A 22798-nucleotide genomic window follows, 5' to 3' on the forward strand; every position below is an offset into this window, starting at 1 on the left:
AGGCAGGGAGGTAAGGACCTTCACCGTGGCCGGCCCACGTACCGCGAACTAGGTAATTCTTGCCGATGTGTAGCGGTTGCCGTCTTGGCACGATCGCATCTGCCGGGTGCGGATCCAGCGGCTCGCTCTCCTGCCCGGCGATCAGATGGTCGGTGACGCAGAGAGGCTTCACGATGGAGAACATTACGGACACCAACGAGGCCGGCATTGACGTGTCGGCCCCGGTGGTCAGCCGCCACAGCGTCACGGTGACCGCGTCGGCGGAAGCCGTGTGGCGGATCCTCACCGACATCGACGCATGGACAACCTGGCTGCCGGAAATCCCGTACGCACGGGTGGAAACACCCGGCCCGCTCGCCCCGGGCTCCGTGTTCCGCTGGTCGGCCGCGGGCATGGAGATCGAGTCGACGATCGTTCAGGTACGGCCGCGCGAGCGCCTCGTGTGGCGGGGATACGGCGACGGACCGGACGGGGTCCTCGGTGTCCACGTCTGGGCGCTCACTCCGGCCGGCGACGGTGTGGAGGTGTCGACCGAGGAGTCCTTCGCGGGCCCGCCTGTCGATGCCGACCCTGGGCCGTTCCAGGAGGGCCTCGACACGACCCTCGCCAGGTGGCTGGAACGACTCAAGGGCACCGCCGAGGCGGTGGCCGCCTCATGAAGAATCGTGTGTTTGCCGTCGCGACGGCAGTGGTCGTGGCCGGTCTCGTGGGCACCGCAGGTGCGCCGGCTCAGGCCGGTGCCAGGCGCGATGGCGGCTCCGAGGCCGCGACGGTGCAATGTGCGGGAAGGACAGTCGACGCGGCGGCGAAGATTCGTTATCGGACGGAGACGACGATCGACGCTCCGCTACGGACCGTCTGGAAGCTGCAGACCGACGTGGAACGCTGGCCGTCGTGGCAGAAGCCCGTTCTGTCCAGCAAGCGGCTCGATCGTGGCCCACTGCGTCCCGGTTCGTCGTTCCGGTGGACGACACCGATCCTCGAGACCGCGCTGAATCCCGCCACGACCCTCGTCGTCACCTCCACCGTCCGGCAGCTTCAACACCAGAGGTGCCTTCGGTGGGACGGCCCGGCGATCGGAGCGGGGCTGCGCATCGACGAGGGGGTGCACGTGTGGACGTTCACCGAGATCGACGGCCGGGTTCTCGTGCGTACCGAGGAGACGTGGCGCGGTGACCAGGTCGAGCAGGACGTCGATTTCTCCACCGTGGCTCTCGGGGCGGGCCTGGAGACCTGGCTGACGGAGCTGAAGACGCGTGCCGAACGGGAGTGTGATCGGGCCCGGCGCTGACGTGACCCCGGGGCCCCGCCGGTCTCGTACCGGCGGGGCCCCTTTGTCGCTCGGTCGGCCCGGCTCCGTCAGCGGAGTAGTTCTCGGAGCTGCCGGCGTGAGGTGATGCCCAGTTTGCGGTAGAGGTTGCGCAGGTGGGCGTCGATCGTTCGCGGGCTGACGAACAGCAGCGCGGCAACCTCCTTGGTGCCCGCGCCGGAGGCAACCCTGTGGGCGACGAGTAGTTCGCGGGCGGTCAGCCCCGCGAGCGGATCGGCGTCGTCGGCCAGGGTCGACTCGCCGATGGCGTCCAGTTCGCGGGCGGCGCGGCCGGCGAACCCGCGCGCGCCGATGGTGGAGAGCAGTTCGTGCGCGGCGCGCAGCTCCACCCGCGCCTCGGCGCGACGGCCGACCCGTCGCAGCCACTGCCCGTAGAGCAGTCGGGCACGCGCGTAGTGGACTCGCATCCGGCTCCCGGCGAACCGGCTGATCGAGGCTCGGTAGTGGTCCTGCGCGCCGAGCCCCGGGTCGAGCAGCGCACTCGCCAGTAGATGCGCACCGGTCGTCCACGCGTTCGGATTGACCCGTGCGACCTCCCCGATCCATTTAGCCGAATCCTTGGCCTCTTCGGGACGTCCGACGTAGGCGGCGGCTTCGACCAGCTCGTGGTGGAAGACGGAGGCGGCGTACGCCCCGCGCCGGTGCTGGTCCCGTACGAGCAGCAACGCGTCGATCGCGGCCTCATGGTCGCCGCTGCCGTTGCACAGAACGCCGATCGCGTAGTGCAGCGCGGTGGGTTTCACCCCCACCCAGTCGCGCAGCTTCTCCCGGATCTCGCGGAACCGTTCGACGTCCCCGCTCCAGGCGGCAAGCATCAGGTCGGACCCGACGAGGTTTGACGTCCCGGCGGCCTCGTCGACCGCACGCGCCTCGATGATGCAGACCTGCGCGTCGGCGAAGCGACCCATGATCGTCCGGGCGACCGCCTGGAAGCGCAACGCATGGGGAAGGATCGCGTAGGCCCCCTGCGCCCGGGCGAGTTCCACCTGACGGTCGGCGATCTGCTCCATAGCATCGCTGTCACCAATGTCGACGCTCAACACACAGGCACGTTCCATCCACCACGGATCCGCGCCGGGCGTGCGGGCGTGGTCCCGGAAGGCGTCGACCGCACGGCGCATCATGGGCATCGCCTCGTCCACCGGGCGCAGATGCTGCTCGACCAATGCCCGCAGCAGCAGGTCAACCGGACGTGGCGGCTGACGCTGGGGTACCCGTTCCCGGATGTGCAGGGCGAGCCGCCGTAACCTCCCCGGCTCGTCGACGCTGAACATGAGCGACGCGAAAGCCTCCAGGTAGGTCTCGCGGACCTCGTCGGGCCCCACGCCGTCGGCCGCGTCGATGAGCGCGATCGTCGCCGGGATGGTGCGCGCCACGTGATAGTCGATCGTGGCGCGCAGCAGCCGCGCGGCGTGGCGGTCGGCGGGGTCCGGATGGAGACGCTCGGCCTCGTCCACCAACTCCCGGGCGGCAGACGGCGCCCCCGAGCCCAACCGCGCCCGGGCCGCGGCCAACAACCGGCGGGCCCGCCGTGACCGGCCGGGTGTCAGTCGGGCCGCGCGCTCGAGGAACGCGGCCGCTGCCGCGAGTCCGCCGCGGCGCTGTGCTCGTCCGGCCGAACGCTCCAGCTCGGCCGCGGTCTCCTCATCCGGGCCATCGATCGCGCTCGCCTGGTGCCAGGCGCGACGGTCGGGATCGATGTCGGCGTCCGTACCGGCGGCGAGCGATGCGTGCGCCTGCCGTCGCTCCCTGGCGCCAGTCGACAGGTACACCGCGGAACGCGCCAACGGATGCCGGAAGTGCACCCGGGGCCCGGCCACCAACAGGCCGCTGTCCTCGGCCGCGGCCAGGTCCACGGCGTTCAGACCCTGAATCGCCATCGCGCGGCGCAGCAGAACGAGGTCGCCTGTCGGCTCCGCCGCGGCCAGCGCCAGAACCGAGCGCGTGGGTGTCGGCAGCCGCAGGAACCGACTCACGAACCGGTGTTCCACGGCGCGGTGCCCGGCCTCCCCGGGTAGCCCGAACGGTCCGGCGTCGCGGGCGAACTCCACCAGGGCGAGCGGGTTGCCGGCCGCTTCGGCGAGGATCCGTTGCACGATCGCTTCCTCGTGGCCGAACGGCGCCCGATACCGCAGCAGGGTGAGGGATTCCGAATCGGTGAGCCCGGTGAGAGTGAGGGCGGGCAGGCGACCGAGCCCCGATACCGAGGCGGCGGTACGGCCAGCGAACACCATGGCGACCCGCTCCGCCGCAACGCGTGCCGCGACGAAGGCCAGTACCTGCCGCGAGCCGGCGTCGATCCACTGCACGTCGTCGACCACGCAGAACACCGGCCTGCGCCGGCCTACGGCACTCAGCAGGCCGAGAACGGCCAGGCCGACAAGCATCGGGGTCGGCGTGACGCCGGCCTGCAGCCCGAACACCGCGTCGAGCGCGCTCCGCTGCGGCACGGGGAGTCCAGCGCGGTGGTCGAGCACGGGCGCGCACAACTGGTGCAGGGCCGAGTAGGGCAGCTCGCTCTCGAACTCGACACCACCGGCCCGCAGCACCCGCCATCCGTCGAGCCGCGAAGCAGCCGCACCGATGAGCGTCGACTTGCCGATCCCCGCATCACCGAGAACGAGCATCGCCCCGCCACGGCCCCGCGCCGCGGCTGCCGTCACCGCGGCGATCTCGCCCAACTCCGCCTCGCGGGCGACGAACAATCCCGACCTGATATCTGTCATCAGCTTCTGCGTGTCGCCGGACGAATGGTGCCCTCCGGTTGTTCGGCCCCACCGATGGTATCCGGAGCAGCGCACCGACCGGGACGGGCGCCGGGTCGGAAGTCGGCGCTCCTACGCGGGCAACTCGAACAGTTCCAACTGGATGCCGTCGGGGTCACGGAGATAGAGAATCTTCGTCCCGGCCAACGCCCCCGCTTCGACGCCGTCGCCGTCCTGGAGCACGACCGGATCGGCGTTGACGTGCACGCCCCGCCGCGCCAGATCGCGGTGCGCCGAGTCGAGGTCGTCGACCTCGAAACACAGGTGCATCACCCCAACGTCAGAGTTGCGCCCGGTGAAGGGCCTTGGCTGCGGGCTGTCGTACTGGATGAGTTCCAGCAGGACGTTGTCACCGGCCAACGCGAAGGATGCCCGCATCGACGCGTTCTCGACCTCGACAACCGCACCGATCGCCGGGTTCGTCGCCGAGATCGTCACGCCGTTCGGCGCGATGCCGAGGACGTCCTCGTACCACCTCACCGACCGCGCCAAATCGCTGACCGGCACTCCGATGTGATGCATTCTGGTCACTCTGCTCATGATCCCCATCCTGTAGCGCCGAGCCAGCACTGTGGAAGGCACAGGTCTTCCGCGTACCGCTGGTACCACCCAGTTCCCCGGACCGATAGCGGATCATGGGGTTCATGAATGACCTCGGAGCCGCGCTGCGGGCCTGGCGGGATCGCACGGACCCGGCCGCTGTCGGTATCCCGAACGCCTCTCGTCGCCGCGTCGTCGGGCTACGACGCGGCGAGCTGGCAGCGCTGGCCGGCATCTCCCCCGAATACGTGGCACGCCTCGAACAGGGCCGGGCCGCCACACCATCGGCGCAGGTGTGCACCTCCCTGGCCCGCGCGTTACGACTCTCTGACAACGAGGAGGCGCACCTGATGCGCCTTGCCGGCTTCGCCGCGGCCCCGGACCGGATACCCCAACTGATCCCCAGCAGCCTGCACCGCGTCATCGACCACCTCGGCGACACCCCGGCCGCCGTCTACGACGCCGTGTGGCGGCTGCTGCACTGGAACCGGCTGTTCGCGGCCGTCTTCGGCGACCCCGCCGGCGCCACCGCCGACGATCGCAACGCCTTGATCATCCAGTTCGAGTCCCGAAACCCCCGAGTCCGGCAGACCGACACCGAACGCGCCTACTTCGAGCAGTCGTTGGTGGCCGACCTGCGCGCCACCAGCGCCCGCTATCCCAACGATCCCGACGTGGCGGCACTGATCTCGCGGATGGCCGGGAACGACAGGTTCTGCCAGCTCTGGGCCCTCGGCGCGGTGGCCAATCACGAGAGCGCGCACAAGACCGCCGTACACCCGGACGTGGGCGCCATCCCGCTGGACGCCAACGTCTTGACCACCCAGAACACCGATCTGCGACTCGTGGTCCTCACACCTCGGCCCCACACCGCCGCTCGCGAAAGACTGGATCGACTGGGTTGACGACACGGTTCCGGTCTGTACGAAGGAACCCTGGGAGGCAGCGGCGGAGCGCACGCCGGCCAATTCCCCCTGCCCGAATAGGTAATTCCTACCGATGCGGTACGGAGCTCCGCTACCGCATCGTCGTTGTGGTCGGGGGCTGGAGGATCTGACGTGGGCGTGGTGCGCAGGCGGCTGGCCGCGATCATCGCAATGACGACGGTGTCTCCGGTTCTGTTCGCCCCTGGAACCGCCGATACCGGCGGCAGCGGTAGCGCGGGACCTGATCGTGGCGTCCTGGAACATGCAGGGCCAGAACGACGGGACCGGAGGGCCTCCGGAGTCGCGGTGGCGGACCGGTGTGCAGCAGATTCGACGGCAGGGCTGGGACAACTCGTCGAGTGGTTGTCCCAGGCCCGCGCGTCGGCGGAGCGGAACTGTCAGCTCGCGGTCTCGCGAGCCGCCTGATCGATCAGGGCCACCGCGGTCTCCGGGTGCGAGACAAAGACCAGGTGCGAAGCGCCGTCGACCACCCGGACGGTGGCCCCGGCCCGCTCCGCCATGAACTCCTGCGTCTCCGGCGGGATGATCAGGTCGGCGCCGCTGACCAGCGTGTAGGACGGGATCGTGTGCCACGCCTGCGGCCCGGCCGCCGGCTCGCCGAACGCCGCCGCTGCGGCCGGACGCTGCGCGATCGCGTACACCGCCGCGTCCTCGGCGGGGACGTCGGCCGCGAAGCGGTCGTGGTAGACCGCCGGGTCGATATACAGGTCGACCTGTCCGTCCGTCAGCGGCACCACCTTCAGCGACTCGTTCACCGTGCTGCCCGCGAACTTGCCGACCAACTCCTCGACCGCCTCACCGGTGTCCGGCACGAACGCCGCCAGATAGACCAGCGCCCGCACGTGCTCGCTACCGGCCGCGGCCGCGGAGATGACGGCACCTCCATAGGAGTGGCCGACCAGCACGATCGGCCCCGCGATGCGGTCCAGCAGCGCCTTGACCCCGGCCGCGTCGGAGGCGACGCCGCGCAGCGGATTCGGTGCCGCGACCACCGGGTACCCGCCGGCCAGCAGCCGCCGGATGACCCCGTCGAACCCACTGCTGTCCGCAAACGCACCGTGTACGAGCACGATTGTCGGTCGGCCGTCTCCACTTACCATGGTGTACCTCTTCCCTGATCCTCGGGTGCGGTCGGATCGACGCTAGGCGCGGGGTTTGGACAGCCACTGAACGCGCCGATCGTGGGGCATCAACTGGCCATCAAGTCGCACACGCCCTCGGTCCGGGCCGGCACGTCGGATGCCGGGGGGAACCTCCCGATCCGCGCGATGCCAGAGAGCAACGGGCAGGGCGGCGAAGAGGACGCTGGCAAGCCCGAGCAGACTGATGGCCGCCGCGACGCCGATCGCATCGGCGACCAGCCCGGCGAGGGCTGCGCCGAGTCCGTGCGCGGTGAGGTTCGTGGAAGCCGCCAGGCCCAGCCCTCGGCCGCGCTGGTTGGCGGGGAGCAACTCCGCGAGCGTGGACACCGAGATGACGATGAGCACCGCCCACGCCGCGCCGCTGAGACCGAAGACCAGCATGATCAGGTACGGGTCGTCCAGCGCGATGACGGCCAGCAGTGGCAGGCCGGGCGCCACGCACGCCGCCGGGAACACCCGGGGGTAATGTGCCGCGACGGCGTACCTGGTGAAGAGGCCCAGGGCCGCCACGGCGAACAGTCCGGCCGAGGCCATGAACAGGCCGACCCACCGCGGGCCGAGGCCCACCTCGGCGGCGAGCGCCACGGCCAGCGCCTCCGGGGCGATGAGGAACACGGCTGAGAAGGTCATCAGGAAGATCGCCCGACGGGCCGACGACCGCCAGATGAGGCCGAGCGTCGAAGTGATCGTCGTCGGCTCACCGGCTGCCGCGGCGGCCGGACGACGCCTGACGAACAGCAGGATGACGATCGCCGACACGGCGAACGTGAGGCCGTCGACAACCAGGCAGATGGCCGGCGTGAAGGCAGTGGACAGGAAACCGCCGGAGGCGAACCCGGCCAGCGTCGCGCCCTGGTTCACCGACTGCCGCACGGCCATCCCGGCGCCGTACCGCTCGGGCGGCAGGATGTCGCGCAGCAGCGCGAGGCGGGCGGCCTGGTAGGGGCCGCTCAGCAACGCTGACATCGCCACCAGGCCGCACAGCAGCGGCAGCGGAGCGCCGGGAATCGCCATGGCAAGGACGATCACCGCCCTGATCCCGTCGATGACTACCAGGACCTCGCGGCGAGGCCGGCGGTCGGCCGTCGACGAGAGCAGGACGCCGCCCACCACCGTGGGCAGGTAGGTGAGCCCGTAGGTGAGCCCGCTGAGCCCGGCTGACCCGGTTCGTCCGAAGACCAGCAGGGCCAGCGCCACCCGGGCGAGTTGGTCACCAAGCACCGACAACAGCTCGGTGATCGTGATGGCGCGGAACTCCCGATTGCGCAGCAGCGGCCCCATGGTGGCGTCCTTCCGGTTGCCGGCCCCGACCTGACACCCCGACCCTTACATCGACCACTGCAGATTCACTTCCGAACTGGCGAGCGCCGCGTTCAGTGCCTGTCCACTCGCCGACGGTTGACTCCGAGTCAGGTCAACGACGTCGAGGAGGTGGCCATGAAGAAGTTCACGCCGTACTGGTGACCCGGCATGCAGCCGTGACGACGGTCGGTGGAATCTCCCTCCCGGAGACGCCGCCGACCGTCCCACCCACGACGTAACAACGCCGACTCGTAGACCCGGTAGAGTCGACTGGTCCACGTACGCCGTGCAGGTGGAAGCAAGCGTCATGTCGGTTCGGGGTCGATAAGCGTGGCCGTGCCAGTCTCTCCCGACCCACCCGGCGACGAAGATCCGCCGGTTGGTCGCTCCTCGGTGTCCCTGCAGATCCTCGGCCCGCTGCGGATCTGGCGCGACGACGTCGAGCTGGCTGCCGGCCCCCGGCAACAGGCATATCTCCTCGCGCTGCTCCTGGCCCGCGTCGGCAGGCCGATCAGCACGAGTGAGCTGATCGATCTGATCTGGGGCGATGACGTTCCCACCAGTGCCCTCAACGTGATCCAGAAGTACGTCGGCGTGTTACGACGGATCCTCGAGCCGGAACTTCCCGCCCGGGGCACCGGCTCGTTCCTGCACCGTCGCGGTAACTCCTATTTGTTCGTCGCCGCCTCCAGCGCGCTGGATCTCGTCGCCTTCCGGAGACTCGTGGGTGCGGCCACGGCCGCCGCGGCGCGGCAGCACCACGAAGCGGCGCTCGACCACTACATCGATGCGCTCGGCCTGTGGCATGGCCCGGCAGGTGGCGGCATCGCCGACGGGACGGGCGCGGAGGCCACCTTCGCCGTGCTCGACAACGAGTTCTACGACGCCTGCTCGGCCGCGGCCGAGCAGGCGGTGTCGCTGGGCCGACCGGAACGGGTGCTTCGCGCCCTGCGACTGGCCGCATCGATGGCACCGTTCCACGAACCCGTGCACGCCGGCCTGGTCGGTGCCCTAGGCGCCGCCGGTCGCCAGGCGGAGGCACTGGCGGTCTTCCGGGCGGTCCGCGATCGCCTCGCCGACGAGCTGGGCGTCGACCCAGGTCCGGCACTGGAGGACGCACACCGGCGGGTTCTGGCCCAGCCATCGGTGTCGCCGCCGTCGATGGACACGGCGGACGAGGTCCAGGTGAACGCAGGAGCTGGCCTCGTCGGCCGGATCGAGGAACTCGCCATGCTGCGACGCACCGTGCTGCGCGCCGTTGCCGGGGGCGCGGCCATCGGCATCCTCGAGGGTGAACCGGGCGTCGGCAAGACCCGCCTGCTGGAAGAGGCCGCGAAGGTGGCGGACCAGCACGGCGCGCTGGTGACCTGGGGTCGCTGCCTAGAGGGCGACGGAACTCCGTCGATGTGGCCGTGGGAGCAGGCGCTGAGCGCGGTCGTCGACAGTTTGCCCGCGCTGGAGCGGGAGAAGTGGCTCGCCAGCGAGCTCGGCATCCTGCTCGGGCTGGGCAGCGACGCCGTCCGGGCGGTTCCCGACGGTAGCGCTCAGTTCCGGCTCTTCGAGCAGGTCGTCGCCCTCGTCAGAAGCGCCTCGGCACAACGACCGACACTCCTGATCCTCGACGACCTGCAATGGGCCGATGATGCCTCCCGGCGCTTGTTCAGTCATCTGGCCGGCCGGCTGCCCGACCGCACCGCAATCATCGGTGCGCTTCGCGACAGGGCGCCGGTGCTCGACTCGGCCCTCTCCCAGGTGCTTGCTACGGCCAGCCGGCTGCCCGGCCACCGCAGGATCCGGCTCGGCCCGCTCGGACTGACCGACGTCACCGCACTCATCCGCCGTGAGGCCGGCCGCGAGCCCGACGACGCCGTCGCCCGCGCCATCCACGCCCGTACCGCCGGCAATCCGTTCTTTGTCCAGGAACTGTCCCGGCTGCTCAGCGAGGACGGCGCGCTCAGCGAGGACGGCGCATCCGGACCGGCGGGGGTTCCGTCCACCGTGCGCGACGTCGTTCGCGACCGGATGGCCAGCCTCGACGACGACGCGCGCGAACTACTGCGCGTCGCCGCGCTCATCGGCCGTGACATCGACCTGCGGCTGCTCTCGCGCGCCGCTGGTGTGGACGTCGCGGACTGCCTCGAACGCCTCGAGCCGCTGCACGCCCTCGGCCTGCTCGAACCCGGTCCGGAGAATCCGTCCTCGCTACGATTCGCACACGACCTGGTGCGCGAGTCGGTCTCCGAGACCACGGCGAAACAGCAGATCATCCGGCTACATCTGCGCGTCGCGGATGCGCTCGAACGGACCCATGGCCGCGACGAGGCCGTCGCCGAACGCCTCGCCTTCCATCTGTGGGCGGCCGGTGCCCTGGCCGAGCCTGTTCGCACCGGGGAGGCGCTGATCCGCGCCGGGCGCTACGCGGCGTCCAAGCTCGCGTTCGAGTCCGCCAATCGCCAACTGCGTGCCGCCGTGCAGATCACTCGGGCATCGGGGCTCATGGAGCTGGAGTTGTCCGCCCTCACGCTGCTCGCCATCGTGGTCAGACGGCAGTCCGGCTACGATGCCTCGACCTTCGATCTGCTGGAGCGGGCCGAATATCTGGCTCGCACTCTCGCCCGGGAGGCAGAGGCCGCCGACTTCGCCTTCATCCGCCTCATGGGCGCGTACACCTGCCTGGAGAAGAGTCGTGGGCAGTTGGCCCGCCGGATGCACGAGTACGGCCGGACGTCCTCCGATTCGGGTGCCCGACGCTATGGCCGGCAGGCCTGGGGCCTGTATCACTGGGACATCGGCAACATCGGCGAGGCGTACCGCTGTTTCGCCGGAGAAGACGACGACCCCTCCGTGCCGGACGAGGAGACTCCGCTGCGGCGGGACGGCAGCATTCCGGGGGAAGGACCCGGATGGCGGGCCGTGATGACCGCGCTGAACGGTGACGTCGAGTCGGCGCTGGCCTTCGTCAACACCTGGGACACCCCGGGTGATTCGTACGCGGCCGCGGTCTGCGTCTACTACACCACCATGATCGCATCCATGGCCGGTGACGCGGCCCTGGCCAGACGTGCCGGCGAGCGCTGGGTCTCCGCCGGGCTGGCCCGCCTTCAATCCCAGATCGACCACTACATCCGGCAGAGCTGGTGCTGGGCACGGGCCCTCACTGGTGACGATCCGGCCGGCGCGGCGGCCGAGGCCGAGGAACTGCTGGCCGCCAACCTGCTCGACCCGCCGCAGTGGGGAATCGCCTACCACCATGCTCTGATCGCGGAGATGTGGCTGGCAGCCGGCCTCCCTGACCGGGCCGGGGCCGCCCTCGACCGGGCCGACCAGGCCGTCTGGGAGCACGGCCAGCGCTACAGCGAAGGCCTGCTCCTGCTGCTGCGGGCACGCCTGTCGCAGGCGCGGGGGGAACCCCACGCGGTGGTCCGGGCCGCAGCCGAACGAGCCCAGGCCCACTCCACCGCCCGCGGGGCCCGACTCTTCGCCCGACGCGCCGAACGATTCCTCGTCGAACTCACCGAGCCCTGCACCGCCCACACGACGATCCACGGATAGTGCACCACGAGGCTGGGCCCGGTGCGGGCAACGTCTCGGCCGTCCACCGGGCCGATCTATCATGACGAGGTGCCGCGCCAGACGTCCCCGTTCGGCGATTGCCTACGGGCATCGCGCCGGGCCGCCGGCCTGACCATAGAGCAGCTGGCCGAACGGTCCGGCGTCAGCGCCCGGGCCATCTCCGACATGGAACGCGGGCACAGCCGCGCACCGCAGACCCGTACCCTCGCCGCTCTCGCCGACGGGTTGGGCCTCGACGATGACGGCCGGGCCGGTCTCACGGCCGCGGCGAAGGAGGCCCGCTCCCCGAGCGCGGCCGGCAGGCCCCGGCTCTGCGAGCCACCACGCGGCGTCACGGACTTCGTCGGCCGGCGTGCCGAACTCGAGATCGTCCGGCACGCTGCGAAGCACGCCGCCGAGATCGACGACCCGCCGCCGGTCCTCGTCGTGCACGGGCAGCCGGGACTGGGCAAGACCGCGTTGGCGGTCCGGGCCGCGCACGAACTACGCGACGACTTCCCCGACGGCTGCCTGTACGTCGACCTGCGCGGGGTCGACGCCACGCCGCTCCCCACCGGAGACGCCCTGCTGCGTCTGCTGCGTGCGCTCGGCGTCCAGCCCAACCAGGTCGCCGACAGCGACGACGAGCGCTCCGCCCAGCTACGCGGGATCCTGCGTGATCGGCGCTGCCTGCTGGTCCTCGACAACGCCGGTTCGGAGGCCCAGGTCCGGCCGCTGCTACCGGCGGGCGGCAGGTGCCTCGTCGTGGTGACCAGCCGGCGCGCCCTAGGCGGCCTCGAAGGCGTACTGCGGATCGCTCTGCCGCCTCTCGCGCCGGAAGAGTCCGCCGACCTGCTGCGTGCCATCGCCAGGCAGGCCGCCGACCCACAGACGGCGCCGCAGGTCGACAGGGTCACCGACCTGTGCGGGCACCTGCCGTTGGCGCTGCGGATCGCCGGGACCCGCCTTTCCACGCGTCCGCACTGGACGGTCCGGCACCTGGTCGACCGGCTCGCCGACACCGGCCACCGACTGGCTGCGCTGTCCACCGGCGACGCCGGAGTGGCCACCGCGTTCGCGCTGTCGTACACCCAGTTGCCGGCCCCCAGCGCCCAACTGTTTCGCCGCCTCGCCCACGTTCCGGCCGCCGACTTCGCGGCGCCGCTCGCGGCGGCGCTCATCGAGGCCGCGCTGCCCGACGCCGAGGACCGCCTGGAGGATCTGGTGGAGGTCGGGCTTCTGCAGACTGAGGGCGTCGACCGTTACCGATTCCACGACCTGATCCGGCTCTACGCCGACGAGCGGCTGCACGCCGAGGAACCGAGCGACACCCGGGCGGAGACCGCGGAACGGATGAACACCTGGCTGCTGGACACCGCCGTTGTCGCCGGCCGGTGGTACGAGCCCGGCTACGGCGGGTTGCCCGACGGCTGGGCCGGCCTGGTGCCCCTGGCCAGCATGGAGGAGGCTGACGCCTGGCTGCGGGCGGAGAGCGACAGCTGGCTGCCGGCGCTGCGTACCGCCGCCGCCCAGGGCCGGCACCAACTCGTCGCCGACGTCGCGGCGGCAACCCGCTGGTACTCCGAGTCGACGCTACGCTGGCGCGGCTGGTGGGAGGTACGCCGGCTGGCCCGCGCCGCCGCCAACGCACTGCCCGACTTGCGCCAGCAGGCCTTCCACACCAGCCTCTACGCCTGGACGGCGGTCCAACTGATGGCCCTCTACGAGGAGGCCACGGAGGCGGCGATGGAGGCATACCGGCTCGCACAGTCGATCGGCGACCCCCAGGAGCAGGCCCGGGCGCTCAGTTCGGCCGGCCCCGCCTGGCTGAATGTCCGCCGCTTCGACGACGCGCTGTGGGCCCACCGCACCGGGTGCGAGCTGGCCGACCGGGCCGGCGATCACGCCCTGTACGTGGATCATGTGGTGGGCATCGGCCATGCGTTGGAGCACCTGGGCCGTTACGACGACGCGGTCGGTGAGTTCCAGCGCGCCCTGACCGAACTCGACAGCCGTCCGGTGGCGGCCCGCCCGGCCTTCACCCTCCGGGGCAGCGCGATGTACGGGGTGGCGTCCTCCTTGGTCCGCGCCGGGCGCCACCAGGAGTCGCTGCACGCGGTCGAACGGGCGCTGCCGCTGCTGATCGAGAATCGGGACGACGACTTCGTGGCCTTCGCACTCGTCCTGCGGGGCAAGGCCCGGGCCGCACTCGGCCAGTCCGCCGAGGCTCGCACCGACCTGACCCGCGCCCTGGAGATGCTCGCCGGCAGCCTGCCCAGCCGGCTCGAGGACGAAGCCCGGGCGATGCTGCCCACGCTGGACGGCACCGGTCCCACCGACCTCACCCGTGACCTGGAGGCGCTCGCCGCCAGCCTGGACAGCCGGATCGAGACCGAGGCCCGGGCGACGCGGGCCGTCCTCGACGGCACCGATCCTGCCTGACGTTCTGCGTATTTTCCTTCGTTGTTCGGCCCCGACCAGCTTGTTTGCATGGTGACATGGTTATGTCACCTTCTGTTGTCACCTCATCGCTGCGTCGCGGCCTCACGTCGGGCCAGATCGGGATGCTCACCATCGGCGGGGTCATCGGCACCGGGCTGTTCCTCGGCTCCGGCCTCGCCGTCTCCATGGCCGGACCGACCGTACTGCTCACCTTCGTCGTCGGCGGGCTCCTCGCGATCGCCCTCACCTACGCCGCCACCGAGATGGCGCTCGCCCATCCCGACCTGCACGGGTTCGGCGCGCTCGCCCACCGCTACCTCGGCCCCCTCGCCGGGTTCACCCAACGCTGGCTGTACTGGGGTGTGGTCGCGATCGGCGCCGGCACCGAAACCGTCGCCGTAGGGATCTACATCCGGTACTGGTGGCCGCAGGTGCCGCTGTGGATCCCGGTCATGCTCGCCGCCGCAGCGATCATCACGGTCAACGTGTTTCCGGTGCGGGCCTTCGGCACGGTCGAGTACTGGTTCTCGTCCATCAAGGTTGCCGCGATCGTGGTGTTCCTTGTTCTCGGCGCCGTGCTCCTCACCGTCGGGCTGCCCAACCGACCGGCGACCGGCCTGTCGGCGATCAGCGACGCACCGTCCTACCTGCCCCACGGACTCACCGGCCTCGTGGTCGCGCTGATCGTGGCGACCTTCAGCTTCGGCGGCACCGAGGCGCTCGCGCTGACCGCCGCCGAGTCGGCCAACCCCGGGCGCGACCTACCGCGCGCGGCGCGCGGGACGATTCTGCGCGTATGCCTGTTCTACCTGCTCAGCATGGTGGTCATCGTATCGGTGTCGCAGGCCGTCGGCCGGGTGCCGGACGGCGCGCTCGCCACGAGCCCGTTCGTGCTGGTCTTCGAGTGGACCGGGCTGCCGGCCGCCGCCGCGGTGATGAACTTCGTGGTGCTCACCGCCGCGCTGTCGGCCCTCAACACGGTTTTCTACGTGTCGACGCGCACGCTGCACTCGCTCGCGGTCGACGGCCAGGCGCCGGCCTGGGCGAGACGGGTCAACCGCCACGGTGTGCCGGTGAACGCGGTCGCCGCGTCGGCCGTCGGGCTTCCCCTGGCGGTGACGGTGTCCCTCATCTCGCCCGACGACGCGTTCGCGAAGCTGCTCGGCATCGCGTTGTTCGGCGCCGCCACGACCTGGGTGCTCATCTTCGCGACCCACGTGGCCTTCCGCCGCCGGCGCACCGCCGACGAGGCGCGCCGGTCGCCGCTGTCGCTGCCCGGCGGTTGGCACACCAGTGCCGCGGCGGCGGTTGCGATGGCGGCGGTGGTCGTGAGCATGCTGTTAGTCGGGACGTTCCGGGTCGCGTGGACGGTCGGCGTACCGACCGTGGTGGTGATCGTGGTGACGTACGCGCTGACCCGAAGGGTGCGGTGCACCACCCCGCAACAGTGATCCGCAACCACGGCGCCGTCCCAGTCAGCAGCCGAGCCGCCGACTGGAGACGGCGCCTCGTCGCTCCAGAGACCGATTGTCACAATGCAGCTGTACGGCCGCCTCTCACGCGTCGATCAGGCCGACGATCTGCCGAGACTTCAGATCAGGCAGGTGCGGCGGGAGATCCAGGCAGGTGCCGACTCGGCTCGAGCGCAAGGTGAGGCCCGCGCTCGGTTCGCCGCCCCCACTCGCGGCTGTTCGACCGGACGTCCCGCGCGACGCCATAGCTCACGACCGTCGGTTCCCCCAGCCGGAGGATCTGGTCACCGGTCGGCCGTCCGGATCGGGTCGTTGCACCGGGCGATCGTCGTACTCGGTGGAGAGGACGACGTGCGAGTTCATCTCTCCATGCTCGCCGAGCCGTTCGAGCAGTCCTTCGAGGTGCTGCATCGACGCCGCCCGCACCTTGAGCATGGTGCAGGAGTTGCCGGACAGCTTGTGCACCTCGTAGACCTCTGGAAGGTCGTCAGCGGTGGAGGTCCTCAGCAGGCATCGTCCGTGGGCGCACCGCATCTGCACAAAGGCGGTCAACGGTAGGCCGGCGGGTGCTGGATCAACGATGGCCCGGTAGCCGGTGATCACCCCCATGTCCTCCAGGCGCCGCACACGCTCGGCGACGGATGGCGGGGAAAGGTTGATCTGGCGGCCAAGTTGGTTGTACGACACGCGCCCGTTGCGCTGCAACTCCCCGATGATCCGCCAGTCGGTCTGATCCAGCGATCTGTTCATCTGTAAACCCAATCAGCAAAGCATCTTATGGTCGTAAACCCCTAACAGCCGAGACGAGGGAAGTGCCCATTCATTGGCGGATCTTAGCTTTCTAGCGTTGATCCATGCCAGCAGATACCTACGAGGTGACGCCGTCCACAAGAGACCACACGCGCGCTATGCCGGCCCTGTTCACGGGAGCCGCGATGATCAACGCGGCCATCTCGGTGGCAAGCGCTGTTGCCACGATCGTCGCCGCTGACCGGCTCGGTGCCGGGTGGGGCGGATTACCAAACGTGGCCGCGATTTCGGGTACTGGCCTCGGTGCCCTGATGGTGACGGCCGTAATGGGTCGACGGGGCCGGCGCGCGGGCCTCGTCGTCGGCTACCTCTGCGCCACCGCGGGCGCCGCGCTGGCGGTGTTCGCCGTCGCCCACAACGACGTCGCGGGTCTCAGCCTCGGCATGCTGTGCATCGGGCTGGGCAACGCCGCCGCCGGATTGTCCCGCTACGTCGCCGCGGAGTTGTATCCACCGCGGCGACGAGGCTTCGCCATCGGCGTGCTGACGTGGGCGGGGACCGTGGGCGCGGTGGGCGGACCACTGCTGCTCGGACCCGCCGCGGCCGCCGCCACCAGACTCGGCGGGGCGGCGGCGTTGGGACCGCTCGTGCTCGCCGCCCTGGCCGCCGGCGTCGCCGTGCTCGCCGCGACCGCCGCGCCAGCAACCGTCGTAGAACATGGAGGTCCCGCGGTCAAGGTGCGGCCTCTCCTCGCCATGCCGACGGTCCGGTCGGCGTTCGCGGTGATGGCCACCGCACAACTCGTCATGATCGCGGTGATGACCGCGGCACCACTGGACATGCACCTGCACGGTCACGGGCTCGGCGAGGTGGGCGCCGTCCTCTCGGCACACACGCTGGGCATGTTCGCACTCTCCCCGTTGACCGGTCGGTTGGTGGACCGCGTCGGCACGCGACCGGTAATGCTCGGTGGTCTGCTCACCCTGTCCCTCGCCGCCGTCCTCACCGCGGCCAACACGCATACCCAACCCCGCGCGGTTGCCCTTCTTCTCCTCGGCTACGGATGGAACCTGTGCTTCATCGGCGGAAGCACCCAACTGACCCAGAACCTGCCACAGTCGCAATGCGTCCAGGTCGAAGGTGCCGTCGACAGCGGAATCTGGAGCATCGCCGCCATCGCTGGTCTCGGCTCCACGGCGATCCTGGCCACCGGCGGATACCGGGCCCTCGCCGGCCTGGCTATCCTCGCGGTCATCCCGTCCGCGCTGCTGGTGTCCAGAACAGCAACCACCAGCAGTTGACTCTCGGCCTTCCCCGGTTCCCGCCGGCGCCTGGCTGCGCCTCGCCGTGACAGCGTGGTCAGGGTCCGTGGATCTGACGGTGTTTCTGGCCCGACCTGCCAGGCGTTGTGCCTGGTGAGGAGGGTGCCGTGATGACCGCGACACTGAACGAGCAGACCGGAGGTAAGAAGCGACCCGGACTGTCGGCGGAGGCGAAGGCTACCGCCGACCTGGTCCGGGCCGCGAAGGAACAGGGTCTGTCGTTGACCGGCCCGGAGGGGCTGCTCAGGCAGTTGACCAAGACGGTTTCTGGAGACCGCGCCGGACGAGGAGATGATCGAGCACATCGGCTATGCCATACAAGAACCCCGATATCGTTGGAGCCGGCTTCCTGGCCGTCGCTGCGTTGGCATCGGCTGGGCACGAGGAGAGACTGAGGCTGTGGGCGTTGCTGACGAAGCGGAGATTCACCGGGTCGTCCTGATCCGAGATCTGGTGACTGGTGCGGTCGGTGTCGTGGTGGCGTCGTTCGCCACGGCGGTGGTCTTTCCTCCCGAAGACCCGGTGGGAGGCGTGCTGGTGATGGCGGTCGCCTGCGGCCTGTTGGCGACGGCGCTGAGCGACTGGCGTGCGTCACTTGCCGTCGCGGTCGTGGCCGTCGGCGTGTTCGTCGGTGTCCTCGCCGACGGCGCGCCACCGGCTCCGTCTCCGTGGGGCTTCACACCGATCTTCGTGGTGGCCGTGGTGTTGGGTGCAGGAAACCGGTACCTGCGCGTGCTGAGGCGCAGGGACGAGGGGCACCGCCGGTCGTAGCTCGTAGCGAACGTTCCAGGCGCGGCTGCCGGTACGATGGGTTCCGGTGCGCCGGGAAGTCTGGTCGGCAAATGGCTCCGACCCGTCTTCCGAAAGGTGCTCGCCTGTGATGTCCAACCCGCAGTCACCCCCTCGTGTCCTCGGCCGCGGTTCCTGGGCCGAGGCGAGTCGCATCGCTGAGGTGCTGCGCAAGGAGACGATCGGCGGGGCACTGCTGCTGATCGGCGCCGCTGTGGCGCTGATCTGGGCCAATTCCCCGTGGGCGCACCGCTATGAGGCGATGACGGCGTTTACCGTCGGGCCTCACGCGCTGCACCTTGACCTCTCGCTGGCCACCTGGGCGGCCGACGGGCTGTTGGCGATCTTCTTCTTCGTCGCCGGTCTCGAACTCAAGCGCGAGTTCGTCGCCGGCGACCTGCGTGATCCGCGCCGCGCCGCGGTCCCGGTCGCCGCCGCGATCGGCGGCGTACTCGTGCCGGCTCTGGTGTACGTGGTGGTGAACTCAGGCGGCGCGCTGAAGGGTTGGGCGGTGCCGACGGCCACCGACATCGCGTTCGCCCTCGCCGTACTGGCGGTGATCGGCCGGCATCTGCCGACCGCGCTGCGCACCTTCCTGCTGACCCTGGCAGTGGTGGACGACCTGCTGGCGATCGTCATCATCGCGGTCTTCTACACCGCCCACCTGTCGGTGCTGCCGCTGCTGGCCGCGGCGCTGCCGCTGGGCTTGTTCGCGCTGCTGGTGCAGCGGCGGGTGCGCTCGTGGTGGCTGCTGCTGCCGCTGGCGTTCGCGACCTGGGCGCTGGTGCACGCCTCCGGCGTGCACGCCACCGTCGCCGGGGTGCTGCTCGCCTTCGCCGTGCCGGTGCTGCGCTCCAGGGGCACGGGTCCAGGGGTGGGCCTGGCCGAGCACTTCGAGCACCGATTCCGGCCGATCTCCGCCGGCGTCGCGGTGCCGGTGTTCGCGCTGATGTCCGCCGGAGTGGCCGTCGGCGGCCTCGACGGCCTGGCGCAGGCGCTCACGGACCCGATCGCGGTGGGCATCATGCTCGGCTTGGTCGTCGGGAAGCCGATCGGCATCCTGCTGGCAACCTGGCTCGTCGCCCGGTTCACCCGGGCCCGGCTGGACGCCGGGTTGGCATGGATCGACGTGACCGGGCTGGCCGTGCTTGCCGGCATCGGTTTCACCGTCTCGCTGCTGATCGGCGAACTCGCCTTCGGAATCGGCAGCGACGCCGACGACCGGGTCAAGATCGCCGTGTTGGCAGGCTCCCTGATCGCCGCCACCCTCGCCATGATCATCTTGCGAGTGCGGAATCGCGGGTACCGGCAGATCTACGAGGCCGAGCGGGTCGACCGTGACCATGATGACGTTCCCGACGTCTACCAGAGATAGGTCCACCGCGAGTGGAGCCGCCATGCGACATCAGCGCGATCAACGCGCGGCCCCGGGCGTATCGTCGGTGCATGCGCGCTAGCGATGTGGCGATCTCCATGGACACCGTCACCGAGGACATGCCGGCCCGAGAGGCCGCCCGGATCCTGGCCGCGCAGGATCTGCCCGGCCTGATCGTGGTGGACGCCGCAGGCCGTCCGTCGACGGTACTGGCCGGCACGCAGGTACTGCGGATGGCGCTGCCGTCCTATTGTCAGGACGATCCGGCGCTGGCGCGGGTGATCGACGAGGCTGCCGCCGATGTGGTCCTGGCGGGGATCGGTAACCGGACCGTCGCGGACCTGCTCCCCCGCAACCGGCCGGGTCTGCCGGTGGTCAGCACGGACGCCACCCTGCTCGAGGTCGCCTCGGTGATGGCCCGGACCAACGTGCCGCTGGTCGCGGTCGTGGACCGCGACCAGGTGATGACCGGGGCCATCACCCTCGACGGGCTGCTCGACCGAATTCTCGGCACCTGAGCGTCAGAAGAACCGCAGCCACAGGTACGGCACCGCGATCGCCACCGAGATCACGGTCACGATCAGGCCGTACTTGGTGAACCCCCAGAAAGTGATCTTGTGCCCGGCCCGGTCGGCGATGCCGAGCACCACCACGTTCGCCGAGGCACCCACGGCAGTGGCGTTGCCACCGAAGTCAGCCCCGATGGCGAGTGCCCACCAGAGCACCTGCGCCTTGTCGAGCCCGCCCTCGGCGTTCACCAACTCGCTCACGATCGGGCTCATCGTCGCCACGTAGGGGATGTTGTCCACGATCGCCGACAACCCCGCCGAGGCCCAGAGCAACAACATCGTGGCTGGCCACAACTTGCCCTCGACGGCCTCGGTCGCCGACCGGGCGATGCTGTCGATCACCCCGGTGGCGACCAGTGCGCCGACCATGACGAACAGGCCGGCGAAGAACACCAGCGTCGGCCACTCGACGTCCTTGGCCACCTCTTCCGCGTCCAGCCGGGACAGCACCAGCAGGAGCAGCCCGCCGAGCAGGGCCACCACCGACGGCTCCAGGTGCAGCACGGTGTGCAGGCCGAACGCGACCAGCACCGCGCCGAGGACCACCAGGCTGATCACGACGAGGCGGCGGTCGCGAATCGCGTCCGCCTCCCGCAGCGCCATCACCCGCGCGGCGCGCTCGGCGTTGTAGCGAAATGCCTTTCGGAACATGATCCGGCACAGGCCGATGAACACGACTATCACGATCAGCACCAACGGGGCCATGACGTTCAGGAAGTCGGTGAAACTCAACCCCGACCGGCTGGCGATGATGATGTTCGGGGGGTCGCCCACCAGAGTGGCCGCGCCACCGATGTTGGACGCCATCACCTCGGCGATCAGAAAGGGGATCGGCGGCACGTCGAGCCGCTCGCAGACCAGCAGCGTCACCGGCGCCACCAGCAGCACCGTGGTGACGTTGTCCAGCGCCGCCGACACCACGGCGGTCACCACCACCAGGATCACCATGATCGGGAATGGACGGCCGCGGGCCTTCTTGGCGCTCCAGATGGCCAGGTACTCGAACAGGCCGGTGCGTTTCAGCACGCCGACGATCAGCATCATGCCCAGCAGCAGGAAGATGACGTTCCAGTCGATCCCCGCCTCTTCGGAGAAGAACGCGTGCTCGGCGTCGGTGGCCCCGATCGCCAGCATGATCGACGCACCGCCCACCGCCACCGTCACCCGGTTGATCTTCTCGGTGGCGATCAGGACGTAGGCGGCGGCGAAAACGGCCACCGCGATCCAGGCCAGGGTGCTCATGGGGCGTCTCTCCGGTTCTGGTCAGCCGTCACCGCGACGCCGACCAGGCTTCCCGGCACACCTGAGATCAACCTAGCAGGCGGACCGGTCAGCCACCGTTCTGCACGGGTTCGCCGCCTTCGGGCCGTCGACGGCTCTGCCCTTTCGGCCCGCCAGTGCGATCGCTGTCCGGTACGGCACCGTCGCCGCCAGCGGACGTGGTCCGGTCCTGGCCGGGCGCGAGGTCGGCTCGCCGTGCCGAGCTCACCGTCGCGCGTCGCACCCGGCGGATCCGGCGCAGCACGCCATGCCACCCGGGAGTCTCATCCGCGTCGTCGAACGCCCTCGCGACCAGGACGTCGGTCGAGGAGTGCGCCAGGATGGACAGGACGATGGTCAGCGCTACCAGGTGAAACACGTCGTCGGCCGCGCCGATGCCGGACTCGAGGACCAGCAGGCCGTAGACCACCGAGGCGAAGCCCTTGGGGCCGAACCACATCGCGGCGGCCTGTTCCCGCAAGCCCAGCCCGGAGCGCAGGAACGAGATCCACAGCGCCACCGGTCGGGCGACCACGATGGCGAGGACGGCGAAGACCCAGCCGGCCCAGGAGATCTCGCCGAGGAACTCCACCGAGATGAGCGCCCCGAACACCAGCAACGCGGCCAGCTTCAGCAGTTCGGCGATGTTCTCCCCGAAGTGCTCGAACGCGGCCCGTTCGCGCGGGCCGAAGGTCGCCACGGTGATACCGGCGGCGAACGCGGCGAGGAACAGGTTGCCGTGGGTGGCCTTTCCCAAGGCCAGCACCAGCAGGCCGATCGCCACCCCGTTCAGTGGCGCGTACGCCGCGGACGCGGCGAACCAGCGGGTCCGTTCCAGCGCGATCGCCGCCAGCGGCACCAACACGCCGATCAGCAGGCCTACCGCCAGTTCGGTGCCGAGCTCACCCAGGTGCAAATCGTCCGACCCGGCCGCGACCGCCAGCAGCACCACCACGAACGGCAGCGCCAGTCCGTCGTTGACGCCGGACTCGACGTTGAGCAGGTGCCGCAGCCGGGCGGGAACCTTGTCGTTGCCGACCAGCGCGGCGGCGAACACCGGGTCGGTGGGGGCGAGGATCGCCCCGATCAGCAGCGCTTCCGGCCAGTCCAGGCCGGCGACGTAGTGGGCGAGTATCGCGGTGACGAGCAGGGTGAGCGGTAGTCCCCAACCGAGTGCGCGTCCGGGCAGCCGCCACGCCGAGCGGAGGTCTGCCCAACCGACCCGCATCCCGTCGGTGAAC

General features: G+C 70.2%; 16 protein-coding genes and 2 pseudogenes. 11 read left to right on the forward strand and 7 right to left on the reverse strand.

Features of this window, described 5'->3' with window-relative positions:
* Window positions 1-152 precede the first annotated feature (152 nt).
* Window positions 153-659: an SRPBCC family protein gene (locus AB0I89_RS32700; protein ID WP_357134611.1), complete on the forward strand. Its 507-nt coding sequence runs from the start codon at window positions 153-155 to the stop codon at window positions 657-659.
* Window positions 656-1291, forward strand: coding sequence for an SRPBCC family protein (locus tag AB0I89_RS32705; protein ID WP_357134612.1), 636 nt, complete (start codon window positions 656-658; stop codon window positions 1289-1291). Before AB0I89_RS32700 ends, AB0I89_RS32705 begins: the two co-directional genes overlap by 4 nt.
* Before the next feature lie 68 nt (window positions 1292-1359).
* On the opposite strand, the gene AB0I89_RS32710 is transcribed toward AB0I89_RS32705, so the two are convergent.
* Both AB0I89_RS32710 and AB0I89_RS32715 read right to left on the reverse strand, forming a co-directional pair.
* Entirely contained in the window at window positions 1360-4056 is a 2697-nt protein-coding gene (locus AB0I89_RS32710) for an AAA family ATPase (RefSeq protein ID WP_357134614.1), read from the reverse strand.
* 111 nt (window positions 4057-4167) lie between these two features.
* Window positions 4168-4617 (reverse strand): VOC family protein, encoded by a 450-nt coding sequence (locus tag AB0I89_RS32715; protein WP_357134633.1) that lies wholly within the window; start codon window positions 4615-4617, stop codon window positions 4168-4170.
* 122 nt (window positions 4618-4739) lie between these two features.
* Between AB0I89_RS32715 and AB0I89_RS32720 the strand changes: the two genes are divergently transcribed.
* Complete coding sequence (locus AB0I89_RS32720; RefSeq protein WP_357134616.1) at window positions 4740-5540, forward strand: helix-turn-helix transcriptional regulator; 801 nt, start codon at window positions 4740-4742, stop codon at window positions 5538-5540.
* A 419-nt stretch (window positions 5541-5959) separates the two neighbouring features.
* On the opposite strand, the gene AB0I89_RS32725 is transcribed toward AB0I89_RS32720, so the two are convergent.
* Both AB0I89_RS32725 and AB0I89_RS32730 read right to left on the reverse strand, forming a co-directional pair.
* Window positions 5960-6652 carry an alpha/beta hydrolase gene (locus AB0I89_RS32725; protein ID WP_357134617.1) on the reverse strand — a complete coding sequence of 231 codons (693 nt, stop codon included), beginning with the start codon at window positions 6650-6652 and terminating at the stop codon, window positions 5960-5962.
* A gap of 72 nt (window positions 6653-6724) precedes the next feature.
* Window positions 6725-8005 (reverse strand): MFS transporter, encoded by a 1281-nt coding sequence (locus AB0I89_RS32730; RefSeq protein ID WP_357134619.1) that lies wholly within the window; start codon window positions 8003-8005, stop codon window positions 6725-6727.
* Window positions 8006-8419: 414 nt separating this feature from the next.
* Here AB0I89_RS32730 and AB0I89_RS32735 point away from each other — a divergent pair, with 414 nt between their 5' ends.
* From AB0I89_RS32735 to AB0I89_RS32745, 3 genes are all read left to right on the forward strand, one after another.
* Window positions 8420-11578: a BTAD domain-containing putative transcriptional regulator gene (locus AB0I89_RS32735; RefSeq protein ID WP_357134620.1), complete on the forward strand. Its 3159-nt coding sequence runs from the start codon at window positions 8420-8422 to the stop codon at window positions 11576-11578.
* A gap of 69 nt (window positions 11579-11647) precedes the next feature.
* Window positions 11648-14020, forward strand: a complete 2373-nt coding sequence (locus AB0I89_RS32740; protein WP_357134621.1) for a helix-turn-helix domain-containing protein — start codon at window positions 11648-11650, stop codon at window positions 14018-14020.
* Window positions 14021-14082: 62 nt separating this feature from the next.
* A complete protein-coding gene (locus tag AB0I89_RS32745) occupies window positions 14083-15471 on the forward strand; it encodes an amino acid permease (RefSeq protein WP_357134623.1) in 1389 nt (462 codons plus the stop codon).
* Window positions 15472-15741: 270 nt separating this feature from the next.
* Here AB0I89_RS32745 and AB0I89_RS32750 read toward each other — a convergent pair whose 3' ends face one another.
* A complete protein-coding gene (locus AB0I89_RS32750) occupies window positions 15742-16242 on the reverse strand; it encodes an Lrp/AsnC family transcriptional regulator (protein ID WP_357134625.1) in 501 nt (166 codons plus the stop codon).
* Window positions 16243-16553: 311 nt separating this feature from the next.
* Between AB0I89_RS32750 and AB0I89_RS32755 the strand changes: the two genes are divergently transcribed.
* The 5 genes and pseudogenes from AB0I89_RS32755 (at window position 16554) to AB0I89_RS32775 (ending at window position 20246) form a co-directional block, all read left to right on the forward strand.
* The gene (locus tag AB0I89_RS32755) at window positions 16554-17543 is read left to right on the forward strand and encodes an MFS transporter (protein ID WP_357134626.1); all 990 of its coding nucleotides are present in this window, start codon (window positions 16554-16556) and stop codon (window positions 17541-17543) included.
* A gap of 131 nt (window positions 17544-17674) precedes the next feature.
* A pseudogene (locus AB0I89_RS32760) lies at window positions 17675-17876 on the forward strand (IS256 family transposase); the annotation flags it as partial.
* A complete protein-coding gene (locus AB0I89_RS32765) occupies window positions 17856-18335 on the forward strand; it encodes a hypothetical protein (protein WP_357134635.1) in 480 nt (159 codons plus the stop codon). The pseudogene AB0I89_RS32760 and the gene AB0I89_RS32765, both read left to right, overlap by 21 nt.
* Before the next feature lie 109 nt (window positions 18336-18444).
* On the forward strand, window positions 18445-19728 hold the full coding sequence (gene nhaA, locus AB0I89_RS32770; RefSeq protein WP_357134628.1) for a Na+/H+ antiporter NhaA: 1284 nt from the start codon (window positions 18445-18447) through the stop codon (window positions 19726-19728).
* Window positions 19729-19799: 71 nt separating this feature from the next.
* Entirely contained in the window at window positions 19800-20246 is a 447-nt protein-coding gene (locus tag AB0I89_RS32775) for a CBS domain-containing protein (RefSeq protein WP_357134629.1), read from the forward strand.
* A gap of 3 nt (window positions 20247-20249) precedes the next feature.
* Here the strand turns inward: AB0I89_RS32775 and AB0I89_RS32780 are convergent, their stop codons facing one another.
* The gene (locus AB0I89_RS32780; protein WP_357134631.1) at window positions 20250-21539 is read right to left on the reverse strand and encodes an ArsB/NhaD family transporter; all 1290 of its coding nucleotides are present in this window, start codon (window positions 21537-21539) and stop codon (window positions 20250-20252) included.
* Between the two features lie 313 nt (window positions 21540-21852).
* Window positions 21853-22798 (reverse strand): annotated as a pseudogene (locus AB0I89_RS32785) (cation:proton antiporter); the annotation flags it as partial.

It is taken from the genome of Micromonospora sp. NPDC049801 (genome assembly GCF_040656575.1).
Classification (GTDB): domain Bacteria; phylum Actinomycetota; class Actinomycetes; order Mycobacteriales; family Micromonosporaceae; genus Micromonospora.